The sequence below is a fragment of the Neptuniibacter marinus genome (assembly GCF_965223595.1).
GTDB classification, from domain to species: domain Bacteria; phylum Pseudomonadota; class Gammaproteobacteria; order Pseudomonadales; family Balneatricaceae; genus Neptuniibacter; species Neptuniibacter marinus.
On sequence record NZ_OZ245004.1, the window covers coordinates 1766993 to 1781009 of the forward strand.

General features: G+C 41.6%; 12 protein-coding genes. 9 read left to right on the plus strand and 3 right to left on the minus strand.

Annotated features, from left to right (window positions below; all coding sequences use genetic code 11):
* Positions 1–21: 21 nt before the first annotated feature.
* Positions 22–1218, plus strand: coding sequence for an L-2-hydroxyglutarate oxidase (lhgO, locus tag ACOQOE_RS08175; RefSeq protein WP_067867094.1), 1197 nt, complete (start codon positions 22–24; stop codon positions 1216–1218).
* Positions 1219–1228: 10 nt separating this feature from the next.
* Here the strand turns inward: lhgO and ACOQOE_RS08180 are convergent, their stop codons facing one another.
* Together ACOQOE_RS08180 and ACOQOE_RS08185 are read right to left on the minus strand one after the other, a co-directional pair.
* Complete coding sequence (locus ACOQOE_RS08180) at positions 1229–1465, minus strand: hypothetical protein (RefSeq protein WP_067867046.1); 237 nt, start codon at positions 1463–1465, stop codon at positions 1229–1231.
* A gap of 243 nt (positions 1466–1708) precedes the next feature.
* Complete coding sequence (locus ACOQOE_RS08185) at positions 1709–2194, minus strand: C40 family peptidase (RefSeq protein ID WP_420555404.1); 486 nt, start codon at positions 2192–2194, stop codon at positions 1709–1711.
* 136 nt (positions 2195–2330) lie between these two features.
* Here ACOQOE_RS08185 and rapA point away from each other — a divergent pair, with 136 nt between their 5' ends.
* The gene (rapA, locus tag ACOQOE_RS08190) at positions 2331–5204 is read left to right on the plus strand and encodes an RNA polymerase-associated protein RapA (RefSeq protein WP_067867050.1); all 2874 of its coding nucleotides are present in this window, start codon (positions 2331–2333) and stop codon (positions 5202–5204) included.
* Positions 5205–5251: 47 nt separating this feature from the next.
* Here rapA and hrpB read toward each other — a convergent pair whose 3' ends face one another.
* A complete protein-coding gene (gene hrpB / locus ACOQOE_RS08195) occupies positions 5252–7780 on the minus strand; it encodes an ATP-dependent helicase HrpB (protein ID WP_420555405.1) in 2529 nt (842 codons plus the stop codon).
* Positions 7781–7924: 144 nt separating this feature from the next.
* Here hrpB and ACOQOE_RS08200 point away from each other — a divergent pair, with 144 nt between their 5' ends.
* The 7 genes from ACOQOE_RS08200 (at position 7925) to ACOQOE_RS08230 (ending at position 13287) form a co-directional block, all read left to right on the plus strand.
* The gene (locus ACOQOE_RS08200; RefSeq protein WP_067867055.1) at positions 7925–8227 is read left to right on the plus strand and encodes a hypothetical protein; all 303 of its coding nucleotides are present in this window, start codon (positions 7925–7927) and stop codon (positions 8225–8227) included.
* Positions 8228–8302: 75 nt separating this feature from the next.
* Complete coding sequence (locus tag ACOQOE_RS08205; RefSeq protein WP_420555406.1) at positions 8303–8812, plus strand: helix-turn-helix domain-containing protein; 510 nt, start codon at positions 8303–8305, stop codon at positions 8810–8812.
* Positions 8812–9654, plus strand: coding sequence for an IS3 family transposase (locus tag ACOQOE_RS08210; RefSeq protein WP_420555454.1), 843 nt, complete (start codon positions 8812–8814; stop codon positions 9652–9654). The genes ACOQOE_RS08205 and ACOQOE_RS08210 overlap by 1 nt, the downstream gene beginning before the upstream one ends.
* A gap of 147 nt (positions 9655–9801) precedes the next feature.
* Positions 9802–10404, plus strand: a complete 603-nt coding sequence (locus ACOQOE_RS08215; RefSeq protein WP_420555407.1) for a CBS domain-containing protein — start codon at positions 9802–9804, stop codon at positions 10402–10404.
* A gap of 129 nt (positions 10405–10533) precedes the next feature.
* On the plus strand, positions 10534–11691 hold the full coding sequence (locus tag ACOQOE_RS08220) for a type III PLP-dependent enzyme (RefSeq protein ID WP_156473702.1): 1158 nt from the start codon (positions 10534–10536) through the stop codon (positions 11689–11691).
* A 130-nt stretch (positions 11692–11821) separates the two neighbouring features.
* Positions 11822–12712, plus strand: a complete 891-nt coding sequence (locus ACOQOE_RS08225; protein ID WP_420555408.1) for a diguanylate cyclase — start codon at positions 11822–11824, stop codon at positions 12710–12712.
* A gap of 98 nt (positions 12713–12810) precedes the next feature.
* Entirely contained in the window at positions 12811–13287 is a 477-nt protein-coding gene (locus ACOQOE_RS08230; RefSeq protein WP_067867060.1) for a DUF2947 domain-containing protein, read from the plus strand.
* Positions 13288–14017 lie beyond the last annotated feature (730 nt).

The window sequence follows — 14017 nt, forward strand, 5'->3', positions numbered from 1 at the left end:
GCACTAGGTTCAGAACAAGAAATTTATGATTTTATTGTCATTGGTGGTGGGATTTTAGGCATGTCAACTGCATGGCAGTTACAGCAAAAGTATCCTGGCAAATCTGTTCTTGTTCTAGAAAAAGAATCTAGTGCTGCACAGCATCAAACGGGACATAACTCAGGTGTGATTCATGCCGGTGTTTATTATAAACCGGGTAGTTTGAAAGCTAAATTTTGTAAGGAAGGAAATCAAGCGACTAAGGCTTTTTGCCTTGAGAACGATATTCCTTTTGACCAGTGCGGAAAATTACTAGTTGCTACAGACCAAGCTGAATTGGAAAGAATGCAAGCGCTGATCACTCGTTGTGCTGACAATGGTATTGAGATTGAGGTGCTAGATCAGCAAGCGCTGAAAACTAAAGAACCCCATATTCAGGGCGTAGGTGCGATATTTGTACCCTCAACGGGGATTGTGAACTATACCCAGATTACTCAGCGGATGGGGGAGCTTGTAGAGTCAGCAGGTGGCCAGGTTCGCTTTAATACGGTAGTGACTGGGATCGAAGAGTTTGCAGATCGTGTGACGGTTTATACGGAAGGTAAACGCTTCCATAGTCGCTATTTAGTGGCGTGTGCAGGCTTACATTCTGATAGAGTCGTTGAAATGATGGGGTTAGAGCCTGATTTTCGAATTATTCCATTTAGAGGTGAGTATTATCAGCTGTCGCCTAAACATAACCAGATCGTAAATCACTTAATCTATCCAATCCCTAACCCCGATCTACCTTTTTTAGGTGTCCATTTAACACGAATGATTGATGGATCTGTAACTGTAGGGCCAAATGCAGTGTTAGCCTTTAAGCGGGAAGGGTATAAAAAAACCGATATAAGCTTGAAAGATAGTTTCCAGATGCTGACTTATCCAGGAATGATCAAGTTACTGTTTAAGCATTTCAGAGCGAGTCTTTCAGAGCTGAAAAACTCCATCTCTAAAAAAGGTTACCTACGTTTAGTCCAGAAATATTGTCCAGAGCTAACCGTGAATGACCTAGAGGCTTATCCTGCGGGGATTCGTGCGCAAGCTGTTGCAAAAAATGGCGATGTTATAGACGATTTCTTGTTTATGAATACAAGCCGTTCACTCGCCGTTTGTAACGCTCCTTCTCCAGCAGCTACTTCAGCTATTCCTATAGGTAAACATATCGTTGAGAAAGTTTCATTGTTGGTGGATCTATAACGTTTGTCATTTATACGTCAAATCGGGTAAAAGGAACCTGCCCGTTTTTTGTGCTGAAGTGCCTACTGTCGAATAACTGGCGGGGTGCGTCGCAGGTTTTACTGATTTGATAATTATCTGCCAGTAACTGTTCGCACATATCGCACCAAGGTTTAACTCCTTCTTTACCTAATTCATTTAATTGTTCGGGGGACGGATAGCCTTGGCTATTTTTAATGGTTTCTAAATACTTCTCGCAACTCTTCATCCCTTCATCCTAGGTCGCCTTTTATTATTGTAATTGCATTTATTGATTATTGGTGCGCGGGCTATTTTAGACTACATAAAAGTAAGGCTATAAGAATAATTTTTTATTCTTTGATAAAAGGGTCGAGTGAGAGGGTTTCCCCATCTGTTATTAGATGGGAGGGCTTTCACAAAATATAGAGATCATGATCTGCGGTAGGAATGATCTTTTCGTCAATTTTTTGAAGTAGTTAAAAGATTTGTATTATCTTTTGGGGCGAACTGCCGTCCAGTAATGTTGTTTCCAGTAGGGGTTATCTAACCGGCTTAATGTCACGCCTTGGCTGGTGGACGCATGAAGAAAAATGCCCTGTTCTACATAGACGCCTACATGACGTTGTGTATTACCGCCTAGTTTAAAAAATACAAGGTCGCCGGGAATTAGCTGATGTTGTTTAACCTTTATGCCACTATTTACTTGTGCAATTGTCGTTCTAGGTAAATGCTGTTCAAAAATTGTTTTATAGGTAAGTTGGGTAAAGGCCGAGCAATCAACCCCTTGACGTGATTGGCCGCCCCAGCGATAGGGGGTGCCTTTCCAGCTTTTATGTTGACTTAAAAGGGCACTAGCAACGGGCGATTGAGGTTGAATATTAACGCTTGCCGTTGGGGTCCGAGTGGAATAAGAGCTACAGCCCTGTAGAATAAGGATCAAAAATAGTAGTAGGTTAATTGAGCGTAAATTTATCATGAGTCCTCTTTAAATGGGCCTAGAATATTGGTTTAGAGTATAACCCTGACTAATATGTACTAAACAGATTGGCTTTCGTAAGCGTAACTGCCTATTATGCCCACCTATTTTTATAGTTCCTAGAAAGCGATTTATCATGACCGAAGATTTTCAGATTGGCCAGCGTTGGTATAGTTACACAGAAGCAGAGTTAGGTTTAGGTGTAGTCACCGAACTGGTAGATCGACGTGTAGATATTTTATTTCCTGCCACAGGAGAAGAACGTACCTATGCACAAAACAATGCTCCTCTGAGCCGTATTGTTTACCCTATAGGCGATCAAATCACGGATGATAACGGCGTTTCAATCATTGTCACACAGCATGAAGAGAGTAAAGGTTGTGTTATCTACTTTGGGGATGATGAAAACGGGGATGAGCAAATTATTCATGAAGCCTCCCTTGAAAGTTCAGTTCACTTTAGTAAACCTTACGAACGATTGTTTGCAGGCCAGATAGATAAACTGCGTCATTACGAATTAAGATTAGAAACCTTAAAGCATCAGCATAATCATCAGCAATCCGCTGCTTATGGTTTATTGGGGCCGCGGGTTCAATACTTGCCCCATCAATTTTATATCGCCTCTGAAGTGGGTCAGCGAATAGCGCCTAGGGTTCTGTTGGCGGATGAGGTTGGTTTAGGGAAAACTATTGAAGCGGGCTTGATCATTCATCAACAGCTTGTAACAGGGCTGGCTAGCCGTATCCTTATTATTGTACCGGATAGCTTGATTCATCAGTGGCTAGTGGAGATGCTGCGCCGCTTTAATCTACACTTTTCTATTTTGGATGAAGGGCGCTGTTTAGATAGTGAAGGTAATCCGTTTGAGGATGCTCAGCTTGTTTTAAGCCCACTCTCTTTATTTACTCGCGATGAAAAATATTTAGATCAAGCCGTCCAAGCGGGTTGGGATCTAATGGTGGTGGATGAAGCACATCATTTAGGATGGAGCGAAGAGGGGGCAAGTCATTCCTATCGCTGTATCGAATCTTTAGCGCTTAAAGTTAAAGGTTTATTGTTGCTGACAGCTACGCCTGAGCAGTTAGGTATTGAAAGTCATTTTGCACGTTTACGTCTTCTTGATCCCGATCGTTATTACGATTTAGAAAAATTCATCATAGAAGAGCAGGACTTTAAATGTGTTAACCAATTAATTGAGACCCTACAGGCTCCCGATAGTTGGCATGATGCGTTACAAGATCAAGTATTGATTGCACTGCTGAATAAGTATTTGGGCGATGATATTGCTGACCTACTTGCTCAACATAAAGATGATGATAGTGAGGAACGGGCAGAATTAATCGATAAAACAGTCCGAGCGCTATTAGATCAGCATGGCACAGGGCGTGTCTTGTTCCGTAATACCCGTGAAAGTGTTCAAGGCTTCCCGCAGCGTAAGTTACATATTTATCCTTTGTCGTTACCACAAGCCTATGCAGATGTTATTGATTCGACATCGATGGAACGCCGCTTACATCCTGAAACGCTTATTGCTGATGGGCAGGGCTCCGCATGGTTGTTAGAAGATAACCGCGCGGACTGGTTGATCAAATGGCTAGATGATTACAAAGGCGAGAAGATACTCGTTATCTGTGCCCATGCGCAAACGGCGATAGCGTTGGAAAAGCAGTTGCGTTTATTTGAAGGACGACGAACAGCACTTTTCCATGAAAGTATGAGTCTTGTTGAGCGTGATAGAGCTGCCGCTTACTTTGCCGATAGTGAACAAGGGGCGCAGCTGCTGATCTGTTCAGAAATTGGTAGTGAAGGCCGTAACTTCCAGTTTGCTCATCATATGGTGATGTTTGATCTTCCGATGAACCCCGACCTTCTTGAACAACGTATTGGGCGTTTAGATCGTATAGGACAGCTTAAAGACGTTAATATTCATGTGCCTTATTTTGCGGATAGCTCCCAAGAGGTTCTATTGCGTTGGTATGCTGAAGGGCTAGGTGCTTTTGAGCAGGTTTGTCCTACCGGACAAAGCTTAATGCAGCAGTTTGCGTCTGATCTTCACTACTGTATGGAAAATACAGAGGATCAAGCGGGCATTGATCGCTTAATTGAAGAAACTTCTCATAGCCAGCAGGCATTACTTGAAGAGCTACAACAGGGGAGAGATCGACTTCTGGAGTTAAACTCCTGTAATACATCGGTGGCTGAAGCTTTGCTGGATGCTGTTGAAGAGGATAGTCAGCCTGGAACTTTGTCATCCTATATGGGCCGCGTGTTTGATCATTTTGGCGTAGAGCAGGAGAGCACAGGCATCAATGGTGTCATCCTCCATCCAGGTGATCATATGCTCAGCAGTCATTTTCCAGGTTTGCCTTCTGATGGTATGACAGCGACATTTCAGCGTAATGAAGCGCTATCCCGTGAAGATATGCATTTCCTAAGTTGGGAGCACCCAATGGTTTCCGGTGCAATGGAGATGATGCTTGAAGGAAGTTACGGAAGCTCAACGCTTTGTACGATGAAACTCTTGCCGCTTAAAGCGGGTAGTTTATTAATTGAAGCGGTCTTCCGAGTACATTGTATCTCAGATAAATCATTACAGTTACAACGTTACCTATCAGAGGCTTGTGTACGTCGTGTGATAGATAGTAATGGTAATGATTTGACCGATGTTATTACGGAGCAACATTTTGCTAGCTTAGGTAAGCGAGTTGGTAAAAATGTGGCGTATAATTTGGTTAAGCATACCCGCGAAGATATTAGTGCTTTGGTTGCTAAACTTGAGACACAAGTGGAAGAAAAGGGCGAGCAGTTAATGACTGATGCGCTTGAGATGTTAAAACGACAGCAACGTGCAGAGAAAGATCGTCTTGTTGCTCTGGCTAAAGTGAATCCAAATATTCGTCAGGAAGAGCTTGAAGCACATGATCAATTGACAGCTCATCTTGTGGATGCGCTACAGGAAGGTGCTTTGAAAATGGATGCTATACGAGTAGCAGTTATTACTCACGAGTAATTTGAGGAATGCTTTTAATAAAAGAAGCTAGCTCTTGCTAGCTTTTTTTATGTCGTTTTCTTTTTTGTTTTTGCAGTAGGTAACGCTTGTAAGGGGTTATCTGGCCAAGGGTGCTTAGGGTAGCGTCCTTTCATATCTTTTTGTACCTCACTATAGGCGTTGCTCCAGAAACTTTTCAGATCTTGTGTTACTTGCAGAGGCCGTTGTGCAGGTGATAATAAGTGCAGTTGCAGAGCTGTGTTATGAGCAATCGTTGGTGTTGTCTCGCAGCCAAACATCTCCTGTAGTTTTACAGCCAGTACTGGTGGTGTTTGAGAATAGTCGATTTTGATATTAGAGCCGGAGGGAACGCGATACCGTTCAGGTGCGAGTTCATCAAGCTGCTGAGGTAATGGCCAAGGTAGTAGTGCAAGAAGAATATTTTTTAAATCTAATTGCTTAAGGTCGCTTAGGCGGGAAATATTATTTAGAAACGGCGCTAACCATATTTCTAAATTCTCAAGTAACCACTGATCGGTCAAGTTTGGCCAATTGTGTTCCAGCCCCCCTTGTTTGGAATTATCTGTGTTGCTGCGATAGAGAAAGTTTACTCGGTCACGCCACTGATTAAGTTCGTTATTCCAAGGTAAAATGTTGATGCCTTGTTGGCGTATATAACTCAATGTTGCATTGATTATAGCCTCTTTTGATGGTGACTTAAGGGGCTCCTTTTTTACAATAATCTGGCCAATGCTGAGCTGTTTTTCAGCAATAATTCTATTTGAATCCCATCGGATTACTTCATTAACTGAGGTTGAGTCAGTTAAATACTGCTCTATATGTGTAGGGTTTAATATTCCTGCAAGGGGGATAAAGTCAGTTGAGGAACTCTCCTTCCCTATAACTATACCGGCAGTAATCCATTGGCTGGTGGCTAAATTATCGGCTTTAAATAAGCTAGCAGCTCTGCCATTACTGAGCTTGTAAGTGGAGCTTCCTTTGCTGCGTTGTTTAGCCACGCGGTCTGGGTAGGCGAAGGCTAAGAGTAAACCGGCTTGTTGTTCTGATTTTATATGGGTATTGGTTTGTTCAGAGGAGAACGATTGGCACAGTTTTAAATAGTGTTTTGCCTGTTTATGTAAGCGTTGCCATAATGTTTTATGTTGCTTAGGTTTTTCTGTAAGCCAGTCTAATCGGATATTAATATCTGCCCCTGAATCGCGAAAAGGGTCTTTCTCCATAAGTAGAGCAGCAATAAAACAAGCTTTCTCGACTAATCCTATTTGCGCTCCTCTTATCAGCATATGACTAATACGCGGATGTGCCGGTAAGGAAGCCATTAACTCTCCATGTTTGGATAGATGCCCACTGCTATTAAATGCGCCTAGTTGTGCTAATAGCGCTTTGGCTTGTTGGTAGGCACCTGCGGGTGGTTGGTCTAACCAAGAGAGGGTTTCTGGGTCGTCTATTCCCCAGCTAGCGAGCTGCAGGGCTAAGCCTGTTAGGTCTGCTTGTAGAATATCCGGTGTACTAAAGGAACTTAGTTGCGCATGTTCCGATTCGCTCCACAAACGATAGCAGATTCCGGGGGCTAGTCGACCTGCGCGGCCTGCCCGTTGTGTAGCTGCAGCTTTGGAAACCGGTCGAGTAAAGAGTGTCGTCATTGCCGTATTAGGATTGTATTTTGCTTCACGGCTGAGGCCACTATCTATAACAACGGTCACGCCTTCGATCGTTAAACTGGTTTCTGCGATACTTGTGGCGAGCACAACCTTTCGTTTACCTATAGGAGCAGGGTTGATCGCTTGTTGCTGTTGTTCTAATTTAAGATCTCCGTACAGCGGTGCAATAATAACTTGATCAAGTGTCTGAGCTTGTAAAGCGTCTATTAAAAGGTTTTCGACCTGTCTTATCTCTCGGATACCTGGTAGAAAGCATAAAATACTGCCTTCTTGTGTGGTGATTGCGTCTATTAGGGTATTAACTACATGTTGCTCTAACCAAGTTCCCTGTTTTGCTTTTCCTGTGTAAATAAATGAAACAGGATAGGATCGCCCTTCACTTTGAATGAGGGGAGCATTGTTGAGCAATTTCGTAATAGCGTCTCCATTAAGGGTTGCTGACATAATAAGTAGTTTAAGCGGTGTGTCATCCCGAAAAATAGTGCGTGCTTCTTGGCATAATGCCAAACCTAAATCAGCGTCTAGGCTACGTTCGTGAAATTCATCGAAAATAATGAGGCCATAACCTTCTAAACTTGGATCTGTTTGGAGCAAGCGGGTGAGTATGCCTTCGGTTACGATTTCAATGCGCGTTTTAGCACTGATTTTTTGTTCTAATCTAATACGGTAACCAATCGTTTCCCCCACTTGTTCGTTGAGCAGATTAGCCATGCGTGATGCGGCATTTTTTGCTGCTAAACGTCTAGGTTCTAACATCAGTATTTTCTGTGTTTGTAACCAAGGCTCATTAAGTAGAGATAAAGGGACTTGAGTTGTTTTACCTGCACCGGGAGGAGCTTCAAGTATGGCTTCATCATGCATACTGAGTGCAGCTTTTAGTGAGGTAATAACAGCTTGAATTGGCAGTGATGGCATATTGATCGCATTGTTGATTTTATGTCCATATTCTAACAGTTTTTTTGAATGAATTTAGCTATACCGTTTTACTCAGCATCGAGGGACGCTACAATTACACGACAGCGTTTTTCTATTTTATCTTCAAACTGTCAAGGAGCCTTAATGGCTGGGAATTTTCAAGGTCGCAAAGGCGGCTACAAAAAAACACCAAAACTAGCCGGTCGTGGTGTATTAGAAAGCGTCGAAACTGACGGCCCTCATACAGAGTGGGTTGGTATGCCGCCTTATTATATTCATAATATTGTTGTTGATGGTGAGAAGTACTCTTATATGTCTTCAGATAAAGAGTTGGAGATTGATTTAGGTAAGAAAGTCACTTTTCGTTACAAGGAAACCAGTAAAGGTAACTTTATTGATAAGCGCTCATTAGGCGTTGTTATTGATCCCAGTGAGTTAGGATACTAAGCATTTTTTCTCATAGTAGAAAGCAGCATTCTGAAGTGACCCCCAATAGTTGGACAACCAACTCTGGGGGTTTTTATGGCAAAGTACAGCAGAGCATTTAAAATTGCTGCAGCTAAACAATACCTTAACGGTACATCTTCCCTATCATTGGGAGCTGAACTAAACGTTCCCGCTTCTCTGATTCGTTACTGGACTCAGGTTTACCGGTTTCATGGTGAGACCGCTTTTCAACCTCCCATCTCCCCTTGTTGCGCACAAGATAAACTTCGCATGCTTAATAAAATGTGGGCAGAGCAATGGTCTTTAGGTTATACAAGCGCATACTACAATCTCGTATCCCCTGGTACTCTCTATGTTTGGCAGCGCCGCTATAGGTCTTCAGGCATAAAGGGATTAGAACCCAGTAAACGCGGAAAAACGTTTATGACACAACAGTCGTCACCCCCTCAGTCCTCAAAAATTAGTGAGATGACGCCCGAGGAAATGCAAAAAGAGCTTGAATACCTTAGAGCGGAGAACGCTGTTCTAAAAAAGTTAGATGCCTTGTACCTGAAAAAACAATCTCAAACCAAGAGAAAGCGTTAATCGTTCAGGAACTCAAGGCGACATTTAAGCTGACGCTTCTTTTGAAAGCGTGTGAGTTATCACGCAGTGTCTTTTACTATCAGTGTCAGGCGCTGCAGAAGCCTGATAATTACGCTCGAGAGAAAGTAGTGATTCGTCAAATTTTTGATGAACACAAGGGACGTTATGGCTACCGACGGATTCTATTGGCATTACGGGCTTTCGATATATGGTTAAATCATAAGACGGTACTGCGTCTGATGACGGCGCTGAAATTAAAGTCGATCGTTCGTCCTAAGCGCTATCAGTCCTATAAAGGCGATATAGGAAAAGGAGCACCACATGTACTGCAGCGTAATTTTGATGCGCAGAAGCCTAATGAGAAATGGGTAACGGATGTCACAGAATTTAATGTTAAAGGCCAAAAGATTTATCTGTCTCCAATCATTGATCTGTTTAATCGGGAAGTAGTGACGTATAGGACAGCAAAGTCTGCACGTTTACCGTTAGTTACAGATATGCTTGAGGAGGCCGTTGAGGGGCTTAAAGAGTGTGAGTGTCCGATATTTCACAGCGATCAGGGTTGGCAGTATCGAAATCCACTGACTCAGAAAATTCTTTCTGAGAGAGGTCTTACACAGAGTATGTCAAGAAAAGGGAACTGTTTGGATAATGCGGCCGCCGAAAGCTTTTTCGCCGTACTCAAAACAGAGATGTATCATCAACAAGAGTTTAAGAATGCAGACGACCTGATAAATCAGATCGACGAGTACATCGAGTATTACAATACAAAACGTATTAAAGTAAAACTAAAAGGCCTGACTCCGGTTGAATACCGCAAGCAGGCCTTATTAACAGCCTAATAAAAAAGTGTCCAACTTTATGGGGTCACTTCAATTCGCTGCTTTTTTGTTTTTATACGGCGTATGTCTTATATCAATAATTATCGCTTTTAGCGCAAACTTTCTGAATTGTACTATCCTGAATTAAAACGATGTTAGGGGGGGGTTATGCTTCAGGAATTCAAAAACATAAGACTGTTTGACGCCGCTGAGGTTGACTATATTCTGTCGCCTGACAATAAGGCGATCCCCACTAATTTGTACAGCCCAGCACTCGATGTATTTACTGACTTTGTTAAGATTAAGCCTGTCACTGTTGCTGAATCAATGCCGATCATTGAGGCGCTTGAGTATATGAAGAGTCAGCATGTACGGTTACTTTTTGTATTAGATAATAAAGATGCCTTTGCTGGAATTGTTACTGCTGGTGATGCAGGAGGGCGAAAAGTGATGGCCTTTATGCAGAAAAACCAAGTAAGTAGGGAGCAGGTACAAGTTAGACACATCATGCTAAGTAAATTTAACATTAAAACACTTACCTATACTCAACTTTGTGATGCTCGTGTAGGTGATGTGATGCTTACAATGAAAGATTCGGGTGATCAGCATGTGGTTGTTATGGATGAAAGTACCGCAGGTGTTTTACGAGTTAGAGGTATTATCTCTTCAAGTGATATTTCCCGAAGACTTAAAATTAGTTTTGACATAATGTATGAAGCAAAAAGCTTTGCTGAAATAGAGAACGCCCTTACTCAAAACGGTGGCTTTTAAAAGGATGAAAAAGTAATTTTATAACGCTGGACTTGTTAATCTAAACCTTACTATACTTCGCAAAATTTCACTGTTAGGTTCGTCTAGCGGACTTTTATCATCAACTCTATTTCTGTGGTGCCATTGCGCATGAACTTACCTGAGCATTTTAGCCAGTCAGCTGCAGAGCGTCTGAAGTTATTAACTGAAAAGCATCCTACACCTTTTTTGGCGTTGGACCTCTCTATTATTAAAAATCGTTATGTTGAATTGGAGCAGGGCTTTCCCGACGCGGATCTCTTTTATGCGGTCAAAGCGAATCCCGCTAATGAAGTAATACAGTTGTTGGCTGAGTTAGGTTCAAGTTTTGATATAGCTTCACCTCAGGAGCTTGATAAGGTTCTTAAACAGGGCGTTTCTCCTGATCGCATGAGCTATGGTAATACAATAAAGAAAGCCTCAGCGGTTAAATACTTCTTTGAGAAAGGGGTGCGTCTTTATGCGACCGATTCTGAAGCTGATTTACGGAATATTGCGCTTAATGCGCCGGGGTCAAAAATTTATATTCGTGTGTTGACGGATGGTTCTGAAGGAGCTGATTGGCCTCTTTCCCGTAAGTTCGGCTGTAATCCAGAAATGGCAATTGAGTTAGCGGTGTTAGCGCGAGACTTGGGACTTCAGCCTTATGGTGTTTCATTTCATGTCGGTTCACAGCAGAGAGATATTGATGTTTGGGATGGGGCTATAGCGAAGGTAAAAATCATTTATGAACGTTTGAGTGTTGAATATGGTATTAATCTAGAAATGATTAATATGGGAGGTGGCTTTCCAGCTAACTATATTCAAAAAACGAATGACTTTTCCACTTATGCAGAAGAGATACAGCGCTTTCTGACGGAAGATTTTCCTGACACCCTACCTCGAGTTATTCTCGAACCTGGACGCTCTTTAGTCGGGGATGCGGGTGTTATTGTTTCTGAAGTTGTTTTGATCTCTAGAAAATCGAGTACAGCTTTAGAACGTTGGGTTTATACAGATGTAGGTATGTTTAATGGCTTAATTGAAACCTTGGGCGAGGCGATCAAGTATCCACTAGCGACCTCTAAGGAGGGGCCTGCCGAAGAAGTTATTCTTGCCGGACCAACCTGCGATAGTGTCGATATTATGTATGAGCAGCATAAGTATGAGTTGCCGCTATCACTAGAAATAGGGGATTACGTCTATTGGTTTTCAACGGGTGCTTACACGACAAGCTATAGCTCTATAGAGTTTAATGGTTTTCCTCCGTTGGACTATCATATTCTTTAAGTTGGGTTCTATGGCTTATTAATTAATAACATTGCCATAAAATTGATCAAACGGGTTGTTCCTTGCGAGGCAAACAGCTATCTTTTTGATATGCCGATTTTAATTGTCTGGTTTGGTTGGAGAATATTGGATGTCCGATAAACAGATTCATGCACGTTATGATGCTCTTTTAACAGCAACAGCGGATGCTGTTATGGTGATAGAACCTACAGGTCTGATCATGGCGTGTTCTACGGGAGCTGCTGACTGGTTAGATAAAGACGCCATTACAGGGCGCAAACTAGAAGATATTTTTCCCGTAGATATCAATAGTGAGATCACTGCCGCAGCGGTAAAAGCGATTGATACCTCAACGGTGATCAAAGTTGATTTCCAACTTCGTCCTGAGCATGTGCCTGTACTGCGAGAACAAGGTTTACATGAAACTAAGTGGATTGAGTTACGTTGCTCTTCGGCTAATGACGAAGTTGTTGTGGTCTTGAGAGATATCTCTGATAAACGACGTTTGGAACGCCAAGTGACCAGTCAGGCTCAGCGTGATCCATTGACGGGTGCCTATAATCGCAGAGCATTAAAGCCAGTTTTAGAACAGGCTGTTGCGCAAGCGCAACGTTATGATTGGGTCTGTAGCTTGATGGTAATTGATGTAGACAATTTCAGTGATCTTAATGATAATTTCTCATGGGATTGTGGTGATCAAGTTCTTCAGCAATTAGTCACCTCTGTCCATAGTATGAAAAGAACATCTGATTTTTTAGCCCGTTACGGCGATGATCAATTTGTTATGTTTATGCCTGAAACGAATCATGATCAAGGTATGGCGGCAGGGCAGCGTGTTCGACGGATTATGGAAGAGATGGAAATCCCTTATGCTGCAGGTGATGTTAATTTTACGGTGAGTGTCGGTGTGGCGGCATTACATGGGCCTGAAGATGATCCTGATAGCATGCTTCGGCGTGCGCTAGAGAATTTGTTTATAGCGAAGCAGAGTGGCCATAATCGAGTTGAAGGTGAAGCTTAGTTGTTGCTCCTCTTGTTAGAATAGAAGGGAGCTATAGGCTCCCTTTTTTTAAGCCTTTATTAACTCTCTGTTCAAAAGAATATATCTAAGAGTCTCTAATGAATTATTTACCAATGGAAAAATATACTAAGGCTTGGATCTTTAGACATAAAGATTTGCCTGTCTCTGCTGAAGACCTAGAGGAGATAAAGCCTCTATCAGAAAAAAGAGCTGAGCAGATTTGGTCTGAGCATATTAGTCGAGGCTGTTCTCATCCTGAACATTTTTCAGGCGATGATTGGGTCGGGCAAGATAAAAACTGGGTAGATAAGGATTATTGGCAGTCAGCTTGGGATTCAAGTAAGGAAGCGTTGCCCCCATTGCTTGAGGAGTTTCTAGGCAATTGGGACGATAATGTAACGGTTTATTTTTGTTATCAAAGTGACCATATTCTTGAGACTAAATGGGGCATTTTCCGTCATCATTGGAAGAATTTCTTGTTTTTCGATAATGGTCCAATCTTGTTGGGTCGTAAGCGCAGAGAGGTTGTACAGTTTTTTGAAAATGGAAGTTACCGCATCGGACGGCGCCCATAGTTTCTTTGGATTTGATTTAGTTAGCGTTAAGCTCTTTTGATCGGCTTTTTCGATGCTTCATCTAGAGAGCTTAACTTCTCAAGATTTACTCTCTTCTCTTCTCTTCTCTTCTCTTCCTGTTTCTACTTCCTCTATTTTGGCTAAAATGGATTATAATTATTGGTAAGAAAGTTAGACCAAATTAAGGTGCAGTTAAGCCTATTCATTAATAATTAATATTTTAAATATATTTTGCCTTTCTATTAATTCAGTTGTTGTCTTATTAAGAGCTTATAATTAAATTTTGTTTGAATTTTAGACTGGATTTAAAGACAAGTTTTAAAAAGTGATAATGGTTTTACTTATATAACCTTTCAATATGTAAGTGAAAATTTAAGATACTAAGTAGTATGTTTTGCATATAAACCATAGTAATTTAGTATGGTATGAAAAATGGTTAATTTAGCTGAGTAGTACATAAATCAATGTTTTTACGGTGATTTTGTAGCATTATATTAGATAAGGCTAAAAATCAGACTCTATACTATAGGTTTTGGTACTTCTGCATATTTTTAATAAGCTTATTATTAGAGTGTGGCTAGGGTATTGATTATAAAGTCCGAAGTTAATATCAGTATTGTAAAACTATTTTTGTTTGAATCCTTTAGTTGTAAGTGTATTCGATTGTATAAAATGGATTTTATAACCCCCTAGTTTAAGGGCTAACATTTAGAGGGAGTGTTGAGTGCAA